Raw genomic sequence first — 21978 nt, 5'->3', positions numbered from 1 at the left:
ATTCTTTAGCAAGGCAAGAGGTGGTTAGCCCTAATTACTGGACCATATTTTGATAGATATTTCTAAATTTTTATTTGTAATATTGGTGGTTTTAAAAATTTAGAATGTATTCTTTCATAATTATAAAACATAACATATTGATTTACATCATTAATAGCTTCATTGATTGTTAAATATTGATTTGAGTCTTTAGGCAATCATTCTTGAGATAAATGTGAAAATCAATTTTCAGATATGACATTACCGCCAATATCATATGGTTGTTTTTTGCTTAAAATTATTTGTTTGTTTTTTGCTCATTTTGTAATTTCTTGACAATAAAATTCGTTGGCGTTATCTGAATGTAAAATAACGTTTTTTATTTGATTTCAAGAAAATTGGTTGTTTATTTTTTCAAGTGCAGGAAGAATTAAATCTTGATATGATTTATTTGAAAATGTATTATAACTAACAACATTATTTGAATAAAAATCAATAATTACAAAAAGATATAGTCAACCTTCTTTGGTGTTTATTTGTTTAGTATCCATTGATCAAATTTGATTTGAAGCGGTTGTACTTTTGTAATCTTTGTTTACTTTATCCATTGTAGGTATTCACTTATTTGGATTTTTTTTGTTTTTAGGATAGTTATTTTTAGTTTGTTTTAATCCTTGAATATTGTGTTTTTTCATAATTTTTCGCATTTGTTTTGTTGATAATTCTATATTTAAAATGATATTTTTCTCTTGTTTTAATCACTCTTTAAAAGCTGAAAAAATTCTTAAATATCCATAAATTCTACCTTTTCTTGTAGAATGAAATTCGATTAAAAGTTGGCATAATTCTTGATATTTATGATTGCAATTAATAATATGATTTTTTTCTTTTTTAATAAGTTTTTGTTTATTTTTTAAAAAGTAATATGTTGATCTGTTTAATTGAAGATATTGACATAAGTTTCTAATTGAATATTGATTTTTGCAATCATCGATAATTTTAATTTTTTCTTTGATATTTAATTTGTTAATTATTAATGCTATTTGTTTAATTTTATCCATTAATAAAAATCCTTTCAGGTCAAAATTAGTGTTCATTATATAACACAATTGTTTTTAGAATACATTCAGATTTTTTAAATTAATGGTCTAGTAAAAAGGGCTAAGTGGCCCCATCCATATCTTATTATCGTCAAAAATAAACTAAATGAGTTGCTGGTTTTTTACAAAAACAAGTACCAGTAGTAGTTGTACTTTTTAATTTAGCATATGCTTGAAAATGTTCAGATCAACCAATATCAATTGTATGTTGAGCATGTTTTCCTAATTCAATTGCTGCTAATACAACCTTTTTCTCATTTAATGCTTTATTCATTAATTTAATATTACCATCCATAATAATAATATCTTCTTTGATTATTTCATCATTTTTCATTATAATCACCTTTTCTATCAATTAATATTATAACGCTATTTAAAAAAAGAAATAGTAATTGGAATTACTATTCTAACGATATCTTTCTACATAGTGACTAACTAAACCACGATAAATAAAAGGTATTGTTAATTGCATAATTGGATAAGTAAACAAAAAAATATGAATAAAATTGTAAACTAATGAGTAAAAAAGAGGATTAAATCCTGATCAAATATTTTTACTTCCATCAGCATTAGTAATTTGTGATCAAATAAAATATCCTGCTATTGTTTGTCAAAAATAAATAATTAAACAAACTAAAAAACAATGTAAAAAATAATTAATATAAGTAAAAATTGATTTATCAGCTTTTAAATTAAAACGTAATAATGAAATAATAGCGGGTGTTGTCATTGGCAAAAAATAATCTAATAAATAACTTCAAGCACTAATAACATAACCACCACTAATAAATAATAATGACATTAAAGCACTAATCATACCCGTTAATCATCCACCTGCAAAGCCAATAATATAACTAATAACCATTAAAGGTATATATTTAATAGCAATACCGCCGCCGTATGGCATTTTTGGTAATAAATTTTGTTCAATAAAAGCACAAGCAATAGTTACACCAGTAAATAAACCAATAATTGTATAATCAATAACTAATCATCGTTTAATACCAAATGCAAATTTAAAATTAGTTCATCATCTTGTTTTTAAAATGGAAAAAGTTTCTTCTTTTTGTCATTGATAATGTTTAATTAAATTAAAAATTAATGCAATGGGATTGATACTAAAAATTGATAGTAATGTAACAATAACAATATTTTTATGAATATCTTCTATTTTAACTGTTCATGTAATAACAGATAATAAAATTGATGAAATTAATAATAAACAAAGAATTAATATTAAATAAATTTTACTGCTATAAAATTGTCAACCAGTAATAGTAGTAACTTTAAAAAAGTGATTAATACTACTAGCAGGTAAAATACTAATAATAACTGTTAATGTTAGAAGAGTAATTAAACTAAAAATGGCTGATGCTTTAATTAACATTCCTACCTCCAGTTTGCTTTTAACTTTATTATAATTGATAGTTGTTAATAGTTGTTCTTTAAACATAATAAAATGATAACTCCTTTAATTTATCTTACATAACAAAAAAGGAGTTATCATTTTTTAAAATATAAAAAATAAAGTCTCCCTCCGCTAGTACTAACTAGATCAGGTTATAGGGTATTTCTCAGGCAATGCCACCCCTGCTTTATATAATATATGCAAATTAATCCATATTTACTACTATTATAACATTCAAAATATTTTTTTAAATATAAAATATATTTTTTTTATGATTTTTAGTTTAAATTAAAATTTGCTCTATTTTTATTTGAAATTTATTTGAAAAAAAATAAAATATATTCACTTCTTAAAAATAAGAAGTTATTGGGAAAAAATAAAAAGGAGTTTTTAAAATATGAAAAAGATGTCAACACTAATTGCAACAACAATTTTAGCAACAGAAAGTACAAACAGTTTAAATACCTTATTTATCAATAACACAAATAATAAAATTAAAACAAGTATTAAAAATGAAAATAATAATTGAAAAATAAATGAAATTAAGTCTTTAACAACTGATAGAAATAGAAATATTTATGCACTTGCTAATAATACTGTTTATAAATGTTTAGCAGAACAAACAGAGTTCAAACAAATGATAGTACCTAAAGAATTTGCTAATGGTAAATTTATAAAAACTGATAAAGATAAAAATACTTATGTCGCAACTAATAATAATATTTATAAATGTCTTGCAACTCAAACATATTTTCAACAAATGATAATACCTAAAGAATTAGAAAATATTAGATTTTTAAAAATTAATGAGAGAGACGGAAATGTTTTTATAATAGCTAATAATAATATTTATAAATGTTTAGCGGGAGAATGAGAATTTAAAAAAATGACATTACCAACTAATATTAATTTTCTGAGTCACATAAGTATTGATAAATATGGAAATATTTATATCACTGCTAATAATACTCTTCATGTTCCTTTTGCGAATAGTATTTATAAGTGTTTAGAAAATGACGACGAATTTAAACAATTAAATATAGATACAAATAAAGAAACACTACAAATTTCTCTTTTAACAACTGGTAAAGACGGACACATTTATATAATTGCAAATAATAGTATTTATAAATGTCCAGCAGAACAAACAGAATTTATAATAATAAGTGAACATTGAGGACTACCTGTTAATGCTATTTTAGTAACAGATGAAAATGGAACTATCTATATTGCAGATAATAATAATATTTATAAGTATTCAGTAAAACAAAAAGACTTTAAGAAAATAAATAATTCATCAATAGATGGAATAATCAAAAAAATAATAATAAATAATAAAAATATTTATATAATAACTAATAATAACTCTGTAATAAATAAAGTTTATAAATTTGATTTTTTACAATCAAATTTTATTGAAATGAAAGTAATTGATAATGATACATATGATGTTAGTAATATTACTTTTGATAGTAATAAAAATATTTATGTTTTAACTATTAATGGCATTTATAAATGTCCAGTAGAACAAACAGAATTTAAAAAAATGACAAAAATATGATGAAAAACAACAGAATTTCATTTTAATAACGGAAAACTAACTGATATAAGTTATTGAAAACAAACTAGAAATAATTCATTTATCCATACATTTGAATGAAATACAGAATATGGTTTACCAATTGATTATCGATATATTACTTTTTTTAATGAAATGGTACAGAAGATTATGTAGATTCATCTTATAGTTGAGGTGATACAGGATATCCAACTATTAACATTAATCAAGTTGTTAAAAATCTAAATTTTCAAAAATATTTAATAAATGCAAAAGTAACAAAAAATGGACCTATTAACCCAGCAAATTTTTGTAATATTATCATATGTAATAATAAAGAAAATTTCCTACTTGCCAGTTTATTAATAACTATTAAATTAGGGTTAACTTTTTATGAAGAAAATGGAAAATGATTTTTTCAAATCATCATTGCTCATTATGGTGAAACATGAGGATCTGAAAGTGGAGGACAAATTAAAACAATTTTAGGAAACGGTTTTCGATTATACTCATAATTTATTTTTTTAAATATTCATACTCCTTTAAATTTATTTTTAAAGGAGTATTTTTAATAAACCTATTGTTTCAAAATATTGTTAATATATAAAAAATCTAATTATTTATAAAAAATAATTAGATTATAAATTAATAAAAATAAGTAAGTTATTATATTAAAACATTTTCAATTTTTGATTTAAATTTGAAACATTTGCCAAATATTTATTTTCTAATTGATTTATTACTTTAGTATTTAACTTATCACTTTGTTTTAAATAGTTTTGTTGAGATGCAACTTCTGACAATAGTTCTAAATTTTCAAATTTATTTTGATTATCTAATCATGCTTTAACTTTATCAAAATAATTAATTGGTTGTTCATCAATAACATAATTTCTTATATTTTTAGGCATTGTATATTTTCACTCCTTTGTTATTTTATAATTCATTACATACTTTTATAAAAATTAATCAAATCATTTAAATAGTTTTCAAGTTAAATAATAAATGCCACAACTAATAAGATTTAAAGCAATAAATATACCTACTAAAATACCAACAACAGCACCAACACCAATACTTGAAACTAATCCTTCATCAATAAGACTAGCTAAAAAGTAAGTTAAAATAATTAATGGTGCAACAATTAATAAACTAGTAAATAAACTAACAATTGCTTGTCCAGTACGACTTTTAATAATAACTGACATTAGCAAAGCAATACTAGTAATAGTAATAGAAAAAAATAATGTAAATAAAATAATAATTAATAATTGTCAATTAAAAATGGAACTAATCATTCCAGATAAAGGAACAACATAACCAATAATCATAACACCAATAAAAATAATAATATCAGAAATTAAAACTAAAGCTAAATTAAATATTGATGTTATAATAATAAACTTGGTTTTGCTAATTCTTGTTAAACCAATGCGTCGATAAACTACGCTTTGTTTTAAATCTAATAAAATAGCTAAAAAAGTTTGAATTGAAAAGGAAGCAGTTTGTGTCAATCAAATAATCATCAAAATAAATCGTCCAATGTTTTTACCAGCAGGTGATGATAATATTTGATTATTTCCACCAATTGATGCACCAATAAAAATCAATGGTGAAACAAAAACTGAAAAAATAATAATTGAACGATTACGTTTTAAATAACTTCAAAATAAATTAAGAAGAGATCAATCGTTATTTTTGTTTTTTAAGGTTTTTTTTCAAGACTTAGCTCATTTTTCATTATTTTCCCCTCCTAATCTTTTTAATAACGCTTCGCTATCATACATACCTATTTTATATTCTTTAAATTTAGTTTTAACATATTCTTCAATACTTCCATATTCTTTAACAACAGTTTTAACATCATTTATACTAATAATTGAACCTTCAAACATGAAGATAATTTGTTGACAAAAACGTTCAATTTCTTGCATATTATGTGAAACAATTAATACTGAAAGATTAGGTTTAATAAAAACTTCTTTTTCTAGTAATTCATAAATTCGCTCACGTACCTCTAAATCTAATCCCGTAGCTAATTCATCTAAAATTAATAAATCCGGTTCAACAATTAATGCTAATAAAATATTTATTTTTTGTTGTTGACCACCCGATAAAGTAATAATAGGTTTATTAATAAATGCTTCGGCGTCCAAATAGTACAATAACTTTTGAATGTCTTCAACAGACTTATTTAAACGATAAGCTCTCATATAATATTGGGCCATATCTCAACCAGTTAAACCACGAGGAAATTTAGTTTCTTGTAATTGCATGCCTATTTTTAAATCAGATTTAATATTAATAGTACCCGTTGTTGGTTTACGAAGTTGGGAAATCATTTCACATAATGTTGTTTTTCCAGTACCATTGGGGCCAACAATACCAATTTTGGCACCAATAGCAATATTCAGACTAACATTTTTAATGACTTCATTACTATCATAGTTTTTACTGACATTAATGATTTCAACATTATTTTTTTTATCTTTAATCATAATTACTTCCTTCCTATAACTTTATAATTTTATCATAATTACTACATAAATATTACTTGTTTTTTAAGATATAAAAATTAAAATATTATATAATATAATGTAAACTTCATTAGGTTTTTACTCATTATTTTCATAAAAAGTAAATGAGTTTTTATTTTTAAAAAAGGAGAAAATTATGAAAAAAAATGCACAAAAAAAAGAAATAAAAAAATTAAAAAAAGAGAAAAAAGAATTAGAAAAAAGTTTGAATCCATTTAACAAAAATTTTAGTCTTAATAATAAAGAAAAGGTATTAAAAGAAATTGCTTTAATCAATGAAAAAATTATTAACTTAAAACAAAAATTATTAGTAGATTATGAAGAAGATTTAGATGAAATTGAAAATGGAAATCTAGAATTTAATTTTAACATCCAACAGTTAAATAATGAAGATCAATATTTAAAAGATAGTACTTTTCTAATAACTAATGATGATATAAATAGTATAAATTCAGAAGAATTAATTAATATGCAATATGGTAAAAAATGTTGTCCACCATGCACAATTTTCTAATTTTAAATATTTTTATATAAAAATTTAAATAATTATTAATAACAACACTTTTATTATTTATAATTTAATTTTTGAATTATAAAATTAAAATAATATATAATATAAAAACAAACTTAATCAAAGTTTTAACCCTTTACTTTATTTTAAAAGTAAAAGATTTTTTATTTTTTAAAAGAGGAGACATTAAAAAATGGATATTAATGATTTAGAAAGAGAAGTTAACTTTATAGCAGATAATTATCATATTATTAATCTTTATTTACATTTTCCAATTGAAACTTATAGTAAAGATTACAATGATATTTTTGACTTTTGACAAAATAATAAAAAAAATACTCAAAATCATCATCAATTTTTAAATAAAAAAATAAAAACTTTAGAATCTTTAAAAAAATTAGAAAATAATTTTATAAATTCAATAAATAACCTATCAAAAAAATTAAATAATAAAAAAATAAATAAAAAAATAAATAAAATAATAAAAGTACTTACTATTGGATTATTTAATTGAAATAAAAAAATAGAAACAAAAATAACTATTTTAACAAAAATCAAAGAAATTAAAGAACAAAATTTAGTAAAAATAAATGAACTAATATTACGAATTAACAAAAAAAATATAATTAATAATGTAAATTCAGAAATTAATTTTTCTGTAACAAATAAAAGTAAATCAAATTTATCACAAATATAAAAAAAATTATATAAAAAAAGTAAATACTTGTTTTTAGTATTTACTTTTTTTAAAGTTATAGTTATTAATAATTTAATTAGATTTTAACCTTCATCAATAATACTTGAAGTTGGTTTAATATTATTAATAGGTGAGTGAATTTTTGCTTTATGTTTATTAAAAATAAAATCATATACTTCAGAATAAAATTCAACTGAAACAATATTTAATTTTTTCTTTACTTCTTCTGGAATATCTTCTAAGTCTTTTATATTAGCTTTTGGAATTAAAATTGTTTTTAGTCCACTACGATGAGCAGAAATTGATTTTTCTTTTAATCCACCAATTGGTAATACATGACCACGAAGTGTAATTTCACCTGTCATACCAATATCTTTTGATACAGGTCTACTTGTCAGAGCAGAAATAATTGCAGTTGTTAAAGTAATACCAGCACTTGGACCATCCTTTGGCACTGCTCCTTCAGGAACATGGATATGAATATCATGTTCTGCAAAGAAAGTATCAGGAATATTGAAAGTAATAGCATTTGCTTTAATATAATCTAAAGCAATAGTAGCAGATTCTTTCATGACCTCACCTAATTTACCAGTTAATACCAAATTACCTTTTCCTTTAAAGTAGTTTACTTCAATTGGTAAGATATCACCACCATATTGAGTATAAGCAAGACCAGTTACCACTCCAATTTGTGATTCATTTTCTTTTTTAGTATAATCGAAAATTTGTTTTCCTAAATAATCTTTAACATTATCAGCAACAATTTCTTCAGTACTAATTTTTTTATTTAAAAGTTTAACAATAAATTTACGAGCAATTTTATTTAATAATCTTTCTAACTGTCGAACACCTGATTCTCTTGTATAATATTTAATTATTTCTTCAATTGAATTTGGTTTAAATTTTAACATTTTATTATTTAAACCAGTAATTTCAATAACACGAGGAATTAAATATTTTTTTGCAATTTCAAGTTTTTCTAATTCTGTATATGAAGAAAGTCCAATAATTTCCATTCGATCTTTTAATGGTTCAGGGATACCTTCCATATAATTAGCTGTTGCTAGAAACATAACTTGTGATAAATCATAATTTTCTTCAATATAATGATCTGAAAAATTAGCATTTTGTTCAGGATCTAATACTTCTAACATAGCACTAGCTGGATCACCACGATAATCAGATGACATTTTATCAATTTCATCTAATAAAAATAATGGATTAATAACTTTAGCACGTTTCATACCTTGGATAATTCTTCCTGGCATCGCACCAATATAAGTTTTACGATGACCACGAATTTCAGATTCATCTTTAACTCCACCAAGTGAAACTTTAACGAAAGTACGCCCCATCGCTTCAGCAATTGATTTAGCTAAAGAAGTCTTACCAACACCAGGAGGGCCAACTAAACAAATAATTTGTCCTGGCATTGCCTTAGCCATTTTTTTAACAGCAAGATATTCAATAATTCTTTCTTTAACTTTTTCTAAACCATAGTGATATTTATCAAGAATTTTTTTTGCATTAATTAAATCAAATTTTTCTTCACTTTTTTGAAATCAAGGTAAAGTCATCATTCAATCAATGTATGTACGAATTATATTTGATTCACTTGAAGCTTGCGGCATATCTTCATAACGACTAATTTCTTCTTTAACACGCGTTTTGATTGCTTCAGGAAACTCTTCTGTTTCTAAGCGTTCTAAATAACGTTTCATTTCATTAGACTTACCATCAATTTCGCCTAATTCTTCTTTAATAGCACGCAATCTTTCTCGTAAATAATATTCACGTTGTTGTTCATCAATACGATCTTTAATTTTAGCTGTTAAATCCTTTTCAATGGCACCAACTTGTTTTTGACCACCAACATCTTTCAATAATAAATCTAAACGTTTATTAATATCAGTTTCTTGTAAAATTTCTTGGCGTTTATTAATAGTTAAAAATGGTAAAAATTGAGCCATTTTATCAATAATTTCACTAGCTTTCATTCCATCGGTGATTTGACTAATTACACCTTGTGGAATTGAACCATGAACATCTAAAATCTGTTGTAAATTATTTACAATTCTTTGAATCAACTCTTCTTCTAATGATTTTGAAACATTAGGACTAACTAAAGTTTCAGCATCTCCTGTATAAAATTTATCATCATAAAACTTAGAAACTTTAACTCTTTGTTGTCCATAAAAAGATACGGTAAGTGTACCATCATTATGACTTTTTTGAATTTGCACTTTACACAAAGTACCATGATTGTAGACTTCACTTAATTGCGGATTATCTACTTTCGGATCCTTTTGCGAAACTAAAATAATTTCTGAATTAAACTTAGCTACCGATTCATTAATTGCCGCTACTGATTTATGTCTGCCAACTTCTAGTTCTATTTCAACTGTTGGGAAAACAAAACTTCCTCTTGTTACTAGTAGTGGAATATTAGTAATATTTTTTATCTTCATTGTCTCACCTCAAATAATGTATTAACTGGATTATAATATAAAACATTAGCACTTGCAATAGTTAATTGCTAAAATATCTAATTTTTGATTTATACTATACTATTACAGCAGCACTTATTAATTCATATTTAATTTATACTAGTAGTATTTTATTACATTTATTTTTTTTTTGATAATTTTTACTTTTTGAAAAAAATAAACGATAAAATAACCTAATTATTAAATTGGTAATTAGGTTATATAATAATTATCAAATTAAATTAAGCACTTGTTGTTTGCTTTTGGTTTTTACCGTTACTTTCTCATAATAAATCAAAGGCTTTATTACGTTTTAGGGTAGTAGTAACTAAACTTAAATCTTTAATATTTGCTTTAACTTCTTCAATGCTTATTTTAAATTGGTCGGCAAATGTTGTTAATTGTTTTTGAACTTCTTCTTCGGTAATTTCTATTTTTTCTTGTTTAATAATTTCTTCAATAACTAAAAAATTCTGAAGTTGCATAATTGCATCCTTTTTTATTTCATTAATAATTTCTTCATGAGATAAACCAGTTGCTGCCATATAGTTTTCAATTGTAAAGTTTTGATTAGCTAATTGTTTTTTAAATTCATTTTCTAAACGTTCAGTTTCATTTTTAACAGCAAAACTTGGAATTATTATTTTTGAATCTTTAACAATTTTAGCAATAAGTTCTTCCATAAATTGTTCCTTAATTGTCATTGTTTTTTGTACTTCAATTTGTTTTTTAATATTTTCTAATAATTGTTCAGTAGTAGTAACATCTGGAATGTTAACATCTTTTACTAATTCTTCTAAATCTTCATTAATAACTTTTGTTTTTATTTCGTTTAATTCAATTTCAAATTGTACTAATTGACCTTTTAAATTTGGAACATGATAATCTTCTGGGAAAGTTACTTCAATAGTTTTTTTAGATTTAGGTTCCATACCGATCATTCCTTCTTCAAAACCAGGAATAAATTTACCAGAACCAATTTCTAATTCCATGTTTTTAGCTTCACCGCCAGGGAATTTTTTACCGTCTAAAAAACCAGTGAAATTAAAAACTGCAGTATCATCTTTTTCTAATTTTCCTTTTTCTTTTGGATTAAAAATAGCAAAACGATCTTGTAATAGTTTAATTTGAGTATCAATTTCTTCTTGATTAACAGTTGCTACAGGTTTTACTATATCAATACCACGATATTTACCAATAGTAATTTCTGCTGGTAAATCAAATACAAACATTATTTCACACTCTTTAATAGTAGATTTTTCCACATTAACTTCGGGTTGATTAGTAGGCATTAAGTTAGGTTTTTGTTTTAAGGCAAAATCATAAGCAATAGTAATAACTGCTTTAGTTGCTGTTTGTAAAGTTTGTTCTTCAGTTACATGTTTTTTAGCCATTTTAGTAGGAACTTTTCCTTTACGAAATCCAGGAATTTCTACTTGTGCAATCAATTTATTTTCAGCTTTTGCCAATTGATCTTTTCAAGTTTTAGTATCAATGGTAACATGTCATTTTCCAAGACCATTTTTTTCATCTTTTATAATATTTAATGTCATTTTTCAAATCTCTCCTTATGTAATTTGTTGTTGAATCATAATACTTAAGTATTTTTTTATTAAAGTAGTAGTAGTTTTAAATTTTTTAGCACTTTCTACCAATTTTACACTAATAAACTGTAAACTACAAGCACGAATATACAAAGCAGCTGCTAATGCTGCTGCTTGATTTTTATTAGGTAATGTTGGAAACAAATTCTCAAAATAACTATCCAATAAAAACAAGCAAATACCATAAATACCTGGATTATCAATATGAACTTCATCTTCAAATATTTTTGTAATTTTTAAATAAACGAGTGATTCCTGTCATTGTGTTATTTTTTTTGGATTAATTTTAAATGTATCATGACCTTTTATTACTTCTATTTCTTCATCAATACCTTGATTATTTAATATAAATAATAGTTGTGTTTTATTTATATTATTTATATTTTTATTTGTAAGATAAATCTTAATTGTTGGCAAAATTAACCTAGCATTATGACTTTGTAAATAATAAAATGCCACCGGATGAAGATCTTCATCAAATGGATTCATTAATACACGACTTATTCTCTCTAAATTTCACTCATGACTTTCATTTTTACTATTTAATCTAATATGAGTAGTAATATTATGATGTAACTCTTGTAATGTAATTTCATGATGAATAGGAATATAAGGCATCTCTAATTCATGTTTGACCAACTTCATTGCTTGATCTCATTTATTTTCACTAATGAGGTGGTTAATTTTACCAATAATGTCTTGATAATAATTGTCATGATTTATCATTATTTAGTTAAACCTTCTTAGTATTTTAAAATTTAATGGCGCCCACGAGAAGATTCGAACTTCTGACCCCCGCCTTAGAAGGGCGGTGCTCTATCCACTGAGCTACGTGGGCATAACATTTACCATAAGTAATCTTAACTTGTTTGATTAAAAAATGCAATTATTAATTGGTTACTTTTCAATAAAAAAATAATATTATTATATTTAATATTATTTTGATATTTCATTATGTACTTTTAAGCAATAATTTTTTTTAAAAAAATAAAATATTTTCATTTTTTTATATTATAATAATTTTTGTAATTTAATAATTGTTCATTCCTAATATAGAAATTATTTCTATATTAGGATTTTTATTAAATTAAATATTGAAAAAGAAAAGGAAAAAAAATATTATGTCTAGTGAAATAAGTACAAAAAGAAAAGTAATTGCTGGTGTCACAATAACTACAGGAACATTAACAACAACTGCAGGAATAACAGCAGCTTGTATTGCTGCAGCACCTATAACTGGTGGTGCTTTATTATTACCAGCTGCTATTGGTGGAATTGCTGTTGGTACAACTTTAATAGCTAGTGGAATGGCTACTACTACAAATTTTGGAAGAAAAGAATCAAGAATTAACAAATTTTTAAGAACAAATCCTACTATCCCCACAGTAAGAGTATCAAAAGAAAATGTTAATCCTAATGACATTAAAGAATCACGATTTAACGAATTTTTAAGATTAAGTGGTTTTGTTTCTACAAAAAGAGTATCAAAAGCAAATATTACTCCTGATTACATTAAAGTATCTAATGAACTAGCAAATTCATCAAAAGAACCAGTTATGAGAACCAGAAGTTTAACAGTAACTTCTGTCTAAAAAGAAAACAAATTACATATTCATTTAAAAAATATTAAATTATAATTCATAAAATGTATAATATAACAAAAATAATTAATTTATATTATAATTACTTTATAATTTAATAAATGTTCATACCTAATATAGAAATAATTTCTATATTAGGATTTTTATTAAATTAAATTTAAATGAAAAGGACAAAGATTAAAAGATATGCCTACAAAAAATCAAATATTATTTAGCAAAGCAGAACTTAAAGAGCTTACTAAAACACAAATACAATCATTTATAAACACTGTCAATAAACAAGAAATTGATAAATTTATTTTAAGTATCATTAAAGCAAATGATAATAATGGGTTACCAATTTGAAGACAATTATTGCAACTATTAAGTCCATATCAAGTTTCAACAATTAACACCAACTTAATTCCCTTATTTACAAAAAATAATTTACTGCTTTATGCTTTTTCAAAAAAACAAATGAAAGCACTTACAACAGAACAAATAAAAAATTTCAGTTATAATAAGTTTTCGCTACTAGAAAAAGGAATAAGAAAAGCATTAAAAACAATTAATAATCAATTAACAATAGAATATGATTTTTATGAATTTAAATTTCAAATTGAATCATTAACTCCAAAACAATTAAAATGATTTACTTCTAATCAAAAGGCAGCATTTACCAAAGAACAAATACAAGTTTTTACAAAAGAACAAAAAAAAGCTTTTAATAAACCATCTATACAAACAAGAAATCAACAATTAAATTCAAATTTTAATGTGAATAATATAAATGCTATTTTTGAAACCGAATCATTACCTAAAACAAATAATCCAATAATACCTTCATGATAAAAAGTAATGCCTAAATATTAGGCATTACTTTTTATTGCAATTAAATTATTTTGTTTTTATTTTTTATAACTAAAATTTCATACTTTTTTTATATAAGAATAAGAATAAGAATTTTAATTAAGTTATAATTAAAATATGAAATTTGATTAAACATTAGAATAATGATTTAATATATTTTAATTAAAATATAGTTATTATTGTCAATTATTTAGTATTAAGAGAGGGAAAAATATATGAATCAAGATTTGCAAAAACTTTTCCATGAAATGGATTTTAATGATGTTAATAATGAATTTAATCATGCTACTATTAAAAAAGTACAATATTTTCATCATAATCAACAAGTAATAATTACCATCAACTTACCTAATTTTCTAACAACTACTACTTTAAAAAGTTTTGAACAACATTTTGAAAAATTACCTGTTTCGAATATTAGTGTCGATTTTAATGTTTCCCTTACTGCTGATGAATCAACTGTATTAACATATTTTCATTATATTAAAACTCATAAATTGCAACTATTAGCTGGCATTTATTATTCTTTACCCGACTCAGCAATTAATTATAAAAATAATATTATTACCATTACTATTCATAATAGTATTGAAGAAAAATTAATAACTAATGAATTTTTACAATTTATTAACTACTTTCAACAATATGGTTTTAAAAAAATTCAATTAAAAACTAAAATAAATAAAGCAGAGCAACCATTTATTAGTTATGAAAATGAATCTAAAGTAGAAATTAGCAAAATTACTAACAATTTAAAAACTAAAATTCCTAACAACAATATAAGTAAAAATTTTAATACAACTACTTATCGCAAAAAAGCAAAAGTTAATTTAGAAATAACAGACCCAACTCATAGCATTAAAGATATCATTGGCGATGAACCCAATATTATTATTAGTGGTAAAGTTTTTAAAATTAATAAATTTTTAACTAAAACTCAAAAATGATTTTATTCATTTTGAATTACTGATTATAGTGATGCAATTACTTGCAAAGCATTTATTAATAGCGATCAACCAGATGAGAAATTTGATAATATTAAAGTTGATGATTGAATAAAAATTAATGCTAATAGTCGTTATGATAATTATAGTAAAGAACAAGTACTATGAATTGATGATTTAATTATTGATTTAAATAATAAAAATACTAACAATAATGATGATGCTAAAACTAAAAGAATTGAATTTCATACTCATACTAAAATGAGTGCTATGGATGGTATTACTTCAGCAAGTGATTATATTAATCAAGTAGCTAAATGAGGACACCAAGCAATTGGTTTTACTGATCACTTAAATGTACAAGCATACCCAGATATTGCTAATGCCGCTAAAAAACATCCAAACTTAAAAGTAATGTATGGTGTTGAAATGGATTTAATCCCCAATAATATTAGTATTACTAAAAATAATATTAATACACCATTATTAGATTTAGAATACATTGTTCTTGACTTAGAAACAACTGGTTTATCAACCAATTACCACGAAATTATTGAATTTGGTTATACAATTGTTAAAGACAATATGATTTTAAAACAAGATACAATTTTAATTAAACCGAATAATCCCGTACCTGAACATATTACTGAACTTACTAGTATTACCAATGTTATGTTAAAAGATAAACAAACATTACAACAAATATTGCCAACAATTATTGAAATAATTGGCAATAAAACAATAGTTGCTCATAATGCTAACTTTGACTTTGGTTTTTTACAAGCAGCAATGAAACAATTGGGTTTTATGCCTTTAAATAATCCTGTCATTGATACTTTGCAATTATCTAGAGCAATTCTACCACAACTAAAATATTATCGATTAGGTACTATTTGTCGTACTTATGGCATTAAATATGATGATGAAATTGCCCACCGTGCTGATTATGATGCTAATGTATTAGCACAAGTATTTTTAAAAATGTTACAACAATTAAAAATAGAATTTAATTGTATTAATTTACAAGAAATTAATAACTTAATTAATGAACAAATTAATTTTAAACTTCGTGGTGAACATATTACTATTTTTGCAAAAAATCAATTAGGATTAAAAGATTTATATCAATTAGTTTCACTATCTCATACAAAGTATTTTTATAAAACACCAAAAATCATATCAGAAGCAATTAATGAAAATAGAAAAGAATTATTAATTGGTAGTAGTTGTATAAATGGTGCTGTTTTTGAAACAGCATTAAATAAAAGTGAAGAAGAACTAATTAAAATAATGAAATGATTTGATTTTATTGAAATCCAACCACCTGCTGTTTATAAACACTTAATACAGTTAGGAAATATTACTAAAGAACAATTACATGATACTATTAAAAAAATTATTAATAATGCTCTTAAATTAAATAAATTAGTAATTGCTACTAGCGATGCCCACTATTTACATCCCCATGAAAAAATGTATCGTGATGTTATTATTAATAGTAAAGCAATTGGTGGTTTGTTACACCCATTATTTGATCGTAAAGGTAAAGTTACATCATATCCCGATCAACATTTAAGAACTACTAATCAAATGTTAACAGAATTTAACTTTTTAGATGACCCTAATTTAATTAATGATATTGTTATTAATAATCCTTTGCAATTAGCAAAACAATTTGAAATGGTTAAACCAATTAAAGATGGCTTATTTACACCAAGTATTGTTAATGTTGATACTAAATTACGTAATCTTTGTTATGAACAAGCATGAAATCGTTACGGTAATCCATTACCAACATATGTAGAAAAACGTTTAACTCGCGAATTAGATGCAATTATTACTCATGGTTTTGCTGTTGTTTATTGAATTGCACACAAATTAGTAGAAAAATCTTTACAAGATGGTTATCTTGTTGGTAGTCGTGGCTCAGTTGGTTCATCTTTAGTAGCTACTTTTGCTAATATTACTGAGGTTAACCCACTACAACCACACTATTTATGCCCACAATGTAAAACTAGTGAATTTATTAGTAATGGTTCTTATAAGTGTGGTTATGATTTACCAAAAAAAATATGTTCACAATGCAATATTGATTTAATTACTGATGGTCATGATATTCCTTTTGAAACATTCTTAGGATTTGATGGTGATAAAACACCTGATATTGATTTAAACTTTTCTGGTGAATATCAAAATAAAGCTCATGATTTTACTAAAGAAATGTTTGGTGAAGAAAATGTTTTTCGTGCTGGAACAATTTCAACAATTGCCAATAAAACAGCTTATGGTTATGTTAAAGCTTATGCAGAAAAAATTGGTCAATCAGATATGCGTGCAGCAAAACTAGAGTTACTAAGTCAAGGATGTGTTGGTATTAAAAGAACAACTGGTCAACATCCTGGCGGTATTATTGTTGTACCAAAAGAATATAATATTAACGATTTTACACCAATTAATTTTCCAGCTGATGATACTAGTTCTACATGAAAAACTACCCACTTTGATTTTAATGCTATTCATGATAATTTATTAAAATTAGATATTCTAGGTCACGTTGATCCAACAGCATTAAAAATGTTAGAAAATTTAACTGGTATTGATCCAAAAACTATTCCTAATCAAGATGAAAAAGTTTTATCATTATTTTCTAATTTAAGTGCCTTAAATATTACTAGTGATGATTTACTTGGCGAAAAAACAGGAGCAATTGGTATCCCTGAATTTGGTACTGGTTTTGTTCGTAAAATGTTAAGTGATACATTACCTACTTCATTTTCTGAATTAGTACAAATATCTGGTTTATCACATGGTACTGATGTTTGATTAAATAATGCTGATGAATTAATTTCACAACAAGGTTTAAAACTAAAAGATGTAATTGGTTGTCGTGATGATATTATGACTTATTTAGTATATCAAGGCTTACCAGCAAAAATTGCCTTTAACATTATGGAAGATGTCCGTAAAGGAAAAGGCATTAAACAAGAATATGAAAAGTTAATGCAAGAAAAGAAAGTTCCTAATTGATACATTCAATCTTGCAAAAAAATTAAATATATGTTTCCTAAAGCACACGCTACTGCTTATGTATTAATGGCATGAAGAGTAGCTTGATTTAAAGTTTATTATCCGCATGAATATTATGCTACTTATTTTACAACAAGATGTGAAATTTTTGATATTAAAACTATGTTACAAGGCATTGGTGCTATTACTAATAAATTAAAAGATATTAATAACAGATTAAGAAAAAATGATGGTCAAAAAAATACAGTTACTACTAAAGAAAAAGATTTAATCCCATTATTAGAAGTAGCATTAGAAATGAATGCTAGAAATATTAAATTTAGCAATATTAGTTTAGAACATTCTGATGCTAAACTTTTTCAAGTTAAAATAATAAATGGTGAAAAACAAATTCTACCACCTTTTGTTACTTTAGATGGATTGGGTGAAATTGTGGCTAATTCAATTGTTAAAGCAAGGAGTGAACAAGCAATTACTTCAAAAAATGATTTACAACTACGAACTAATATTACTAAAACTAATTATCAACTATTAAATGAGTTAGGAGTATTAGAACATTTAGAAGAAAATACACAATTAATGTTAGAATTATAATACAAAGAAAAAAGAAAAGATGTGGGATTATTATGTATAAATTAAGTAACAAAGCCAACTTTTATATACGTTTATCTGCATTAATAATGATAATTTTATTTTTAATTATTGATTTAATTAGTGCAATATATTATCCAATGGAAAAATTTGAAGATTTAGGATATGGTGAACGAGTAAGTAAGTACTATGCTTTTTTTACTACTGAGAGTAATTATATGGTTGTTATTTATTTTTGTGTTTATTTATTTGATTCTTATTTTCGTGGTACTAAACCAAGTTTTCAAACTCGATTAGCAGTAACTGTTTATATTACTATTACGATGTTAGTATTTTGAATAGGTATTTTTACTGCTGAGCAAGATCCAAAACAATACAGTGCTTATAATTGAATTGCAACATTAATTTTACACTTATTAATGCCAATAATTATGATTACTAGCTTTATTGTTACATCAGGTCATCAATATATTAATATGAAACAACAACATAAAATATATTTATGATTAATTGTTATTTATCCAGCAATTTATTGTATTGTTATTCTAATTAGAGGTCATTTACGTTATTTAGATTTTATAGAAACTGGTCATCCACCAAGAGATACATGATATCCATATTTTTTCTTTGATTATTCAAATGGTGAATATGGATGATTAATCGCTGCTAGTGCCGTTGTTTTTGTTTTTGGTTTAGTTTTCAGTTTACAATATTTTTATATTTGAATTAATAACTTAATGTTCAAACGTTATCAAACTTCTGAACATCGTTTATATGATTTTTATCAAAAAATATTACGTCAACTTAATAAAAAAAAAGAAAAGCAAAATTAAAAAGAAAAGAAAAAAGTAAAAATTTAAAACATATCTTATATTCCTTACATGATAAATATTATTGATATAATTAAATAAAAAAGAAAAGTTAGGTGATTGTAATTGAAAATTAACTTGAAAACAATGTTAAAACATGCACAAATTAACAAATACGCAATCCCAAGTTTTAACTTTGATAATTTAGAAATGTTAATTGCAATTACTAATGCAGCCGAAAAACAAAAAGCACCAATATGTTTAATGATAACACCTAACACTATTAATTGTATTGATTTAAAATATGTACTTGCTATTACTAACAATGTTATTAATCGTGCAAAAGTACCAATTTTTTTACAACTAGACCACTGTCTTGATCCACACTTTATTAAAACTAAAATTACATCTGATTTTAGTTCAGTTATGTTAAATTACAGCAACTATCCAATTAAAGAAAATATTGAAAAAACTAAAGATATTGTTCATTTTGCTGCTCCTTTGGGTATTGTTGTTGAATCAGAGATTTTTTACAATAATACAAAAGGAGATATTACTAATGATATTAATTTAATTGAACAAGCAATATTATTTAGAAATAAAACTAATATTAATGGTCTTGTATTTACTGCTATCAATAGTCATCATCAAGATAATAGACAAGATTTAAAAATTTCTCTAATTAAAGAAATTGCTATTAAAATGCCTGAAATTTTTTTAGTATTACATGATAATGTTACTATTAATAATGAACAATTAGCTCTAGCAATTAAAGCTGGTATTACTAAAGTTAATATTAGCAGTGATTTAAGAAAGATTTATGTTGAAAGTCTAAAAAAAAGTTTGCAAACTAACTCTAATTTATCTAATATTAATACCTTAATAGAAAATGCAATGATAGCTATTCAGAAATTTGTTGAAGAAAAAATAATTCTCTTAGGAGCAAATAATCGATATAAATTTTAGTTTTTATACTTATAGATTTTATTTCAAAATAAAAAGTGAACAATATTGTTCACTTAAAATAGTTACTATTTTATTTTTTTAAAATATAAATAATTAAGAAAATTGCTCAAAACTTTTTCATTCAAATTTATTATCCTATTTATAATAGGATTTTATTATAAAGTAAAGATTAAAAAAATATATCTTTAATAGTAATAGCAATAAAGATAACTAAAAATAATATAGCTCCAGCAATACTGACAATAATTTTATATTTTTCATTTAATTTTTTTCTTGTTACCGCTTCAACTGCATTTTCAACAAATTTATAACCATCCAATGGCGGAATTGGTAACATATTTAATAAAAATAAATTAGATGATAATAATGCTGCTCAACGAAAATATGTACTTGCTGCTTGTGTTGATGATAAATCAGGATTTAAAAAACTATTAGTTGATTTAACAATACCAACAGGTCCTGATAAATTTTGTCAATGAAAAGTAACTAATTGTCCTAATGCTTGTAAAAGACTGTAACTATCTTTAAAAGTATCAATGATACCATTACTAATAACTTGCCCTGCATTTAAATAATAACTACCTTGACTAACACCAATGAATAGCACCCCTTTTTGTTCTACAGGTTTAAAAGTAACAGTTTTATCGTCTTTATTATCAAAAGTAATTTTGTAATCAGCAATAACTGTACCATTAGTAGTCTTTTTATTATATTTACTTAATCATGTTTGTAAATCATAATATGATTTAATTGATTGTTTAGATTCAATATCACCAGTATTATAAATACTAGTAATAGCATCAGTATCTAAAATTGGTAAACTTGGATTATCTTTATTATATTTTTGAACAGCTTCATATAATGGTCCTGTTGTTGCATAGGTTGGTGGCAAGTTAGGATCATATTTATGTGGATAAATTCCATATCCAATCATTAATAAAATAAAAGCTAATAATAAATTCATTAGTGCACCTGCACTAATGAAAGCTGCTTTTTTACCACGTTGCAAGTTTTCCATCATTCGTTTACTATCAATTACTTCATCTTCTCGTCCTTTAGGAGCATCAGCAATTTCTGAAGCAATAGAAACATAACCACCCAATGGTAATAGTCTTAAAGTATAACGTGTTTCTTTTTTACCTCACTGCAAAAGTTTTGGTCCCATACCAATAGCAAATTCATATACATATGCTCCTGATAATTTAGCAATTACAAAATGAGCAAATTCATGCAAGGTAATTAAAAATAATATTGTAAATAAACCAATTAAAATGGCTAAAAATATATACATAACTTCATCCTTAAATTTTA

General features: G+C 24.0%; 17 protein-coding genes, 1 tRNA gene and 1 riboswitch. Of the genes, 8 read left to right on the top strand and 10 right to left on the bottom strand.

Annotation, left to right across the window (positions count from 1 at the left end):
• Positions 1-62: 62 nt before the first annotated feature.
• From AACL11_RS08125 to AACL11_RS08115, 3 genes are all read right to left on the bottom strand, one after another.
• Complete coding sequence (locus AACL11_RS08125; protein WP_338986622.1) at positions 63-1076, bottom strand: IS3 family transposase; 1014 nt, start codon at positions 1074-1076, stop codon at positions 63-65.
• An 88-nt stretch (positions 1077-1164) separates the two neighbouring features.
• Positions 1165-1413 (bottom strand): hypothetical protein, encoded by a 249-nt coding sequence (locus AACL11_RS08120; RefSeq protein WP_338957041.1) that lies wholly within the window; start codon positions 1411-1413, stop codon positions 1165-1167.
• Between the two features lie 72 nt (positions 1414-1485).
• Positions 1486-2532, bottom strand: coding sequence for an energy-coupled thiamine transporter ThiT (locus AACL11_RS08115; protein WP_252320883.1), 1047 nt, complete (start codon positions 2530-2532; stop codon positions 1486-1488).
• Positions 2533-2593: 61 nt separating this feature from the next.
• Positions 2594-2681, bottom strand: a riboswitch (TPP riboswitch).
• A gap of 203 nt (positions 2682-2884) precedes the next feature.
• Here AACL11_RS08115 and AACL11_RS08110 point away from each other — a divergent pair.
• Positions 2885-4222 (top strand): hypothetical protein, encoded by a 1338-nt coding sequence (locus AACL11_RS08110; RefSeq protein ID WP_338987341.1) that lies wholly within the window; start codon positions 2885-2887, stop codon positions 4220-4222.
• Between the two features lie 494 nt (positions 4223-4716).
• Here the strand turns inward: AACL11_RS08110 and AACL11_RS08105 are convergent, their stop codons facing one another.
• Entirely contained in the window at positions 4717-4992 is a 276-nt protein-coding gene (locus tag AACL11_RS08105; RefSeq protein WP_338987340.1) for a hypothetical protein, read from the bottom strand.
• Positions 4993-5010: 18 nt separating this feature from the next.
• The gene (locus AACL11_RS08100; RefSeq protein WP_338987339.1) at positions 5011-6543 is read right to left on the bottom strand and encodes an ATP-binding cassette domain-containing protein; all 1533 of its coding nucleotides are present in this window, start codon (positions 6541-6543) and stop codon (positions 5011-5013) included.
• 175 nt (positions 6544-6718) lie between these two features.
• Here AACL11_RS08100 and AACL11_RS08095 point away from each other — a divergent pair, with 175 nt between their 5' ends.
• Both AACL11_RS08095 and AACL11_RS08090 read left to right on the top strand, forming a co-directional pair.
• Positions 6719-7096 carry a hypothetical protein gene (locus tag AACL11_RS08095; RefSeq protein WP_252319699.1) on the top strand — a complete coding sequence of 126 codons (378 nt, stop codon included), beginning with the start codon at positions 6719-6721 and terminating at the stop codon, positions 7094-7096.
• A 190-nt stretch (positions 7097-7286) separates the two neighbouring features.
• On the top strand, positions 7287-7790 hold the full coding sequence (locus AACL11_RS08090; RefSeq protein ID WP_338987338.1) for a hypothetical protein: 504 nt from the start codon (positions 7287-7289) through the stop codon (positions 7788-7790).
• A gap of 83 nt (positions 7791-7873) precedes the next feature.
• Here the strand turns inward: AACL11_RS08090 and lon are convergent, their stop codons facing one another.
• The 4 genes from lon to AACL11_RS08070 form a co-directional block, all read right to left on the bottom strand.
• Entirely contained in the window at positions 7874-10258 is a 2385-nt protein-coding gene (gene lon / locus AACL11_RS08085; protein ID WP_338987336.1) for an endopeptidase La, read from the bottom strand.
• Positions 10259-10518: 260 nt separating this feature from the next.
• Positions 10519-11829, bottom strand: coding sequence for a trigger factor (tig, locus tag AACL11_RS08080; RefSeq protein WP_338987335.1), 1311 nt, complete (start codon positions 11827-11829; stop codon positions 10519-10521).
• Positions 11830-11844: 15 nt separating this feature from the next.
• On the bottom strand, positions 11845-12606 hold the full coding sequence (locus AACL11_RS08075; RefSeq protein WP_338987334.1) for a DUF3196 family protein: 762 nt from the start codon (positions 12604-12606) through the stop codon (positions 11845-11847).
• Between the two features lie 36 nt (positions 12607-12642).
• Positions 12643-12718: transfer RNA gene (locus AACL11_RS08070), tRNA-Arg, on the bottom strand.
• Between the two features lie 283 nt (positions 12719-13001).
• Between AACL11_RS08070 and AACL11_RS08065 the strand changes: the two genes are divergently transcribed.
• From AACL11_RS08065 to AACL11_RS08045, 5 genes are all read left to right on the top strand, one after another.
• Positions 13002-13472, top strand: coding sequence for a hypothetical protein (locus AACL11_RS08065; protein ID WP_338987332.1), 471 nt, complete (start codon positions 13002-13004; stop codon positions 13470-13472).
• A 195-nt stretch (positions 13473-13667) separates the two neighbouring features.
• A complete protein-coding gene (locus tag AACL11_RS08060) occupies positions 13668-14312 on the top strand; it encodes a hypothetical protein (protein WP_338987331.1) in 645 nt (214 codons plus the stop codon).
• Between the two features lie 233 nt (positions 14313-14545).
• Positions 14546-18895 (top strand): PolC-type DNA polymerase III, encoded by a 4350-nt coding sequence (locus AACL11_RS08055; RefSeq protein ID WP_338987329.1) that lies wholly within the window; start codon positions 14546-14548, stop codon positions 18893-18895.
• Between the two features lie 32 nt (positions 18896-18927).
• Positions 18928-19725 carry a Pr6Pr family membrane protein gene (locus tag AACL11_RS08050; RefSeq protein ID WP_338987327.1) on the top strand — a complete coding sequence of 266 codons (798 nt, stop codon included), beginning with the start codon at positions 18928-18930 and terminating at the stop codon, positions 19723-19725.
• Positions 19726-19827: 102 nt separating this feature from the next.
• Positions 19828-20667 (top strand): class II fructose-bisphosphate aldolase, encoded by an 840-nt coding sequence (locus AACL11_RS08045; protein ID WP_338987326.1) that lies wholly within the window; start codon positions 19828-19830, stop codon positions 20665-20667.
• Positions 20668-20836: 169 nt separating this feature from the next.
• On the opposite strand, the gene AACL11_RS08040 is transcribed toward AACL11_RS08045, so the two are convergent.
• Positions 20837-21958, bottom strand: a complete 1122-nt coding sequence (locus tag AACL11_RS08040; RefSeq protein ID WP_252319729.1) for a site-2 protease family protein — start codon at positions 21956-21958, stop codon at positions 20837-20839.
• Between the last annotated feature and the right edge of the window lie 20 nt (positions 21959-21978).

Source organism: Spiroplasma endosymbiont of Dasysyrphus albostriatus (assembly GCF_964019495.1).
Classification (GTDB): Bacteria; Bacillota_I; Bacilli_A; order Mycoplasmatales; family VBWQ01; genus Spiroplasma_E.
The sequence above is the reverse complement of the archived record's forward strand: the minus strand, read 5'-3'. Positions and strand labels throughout refer to the sequence as shown.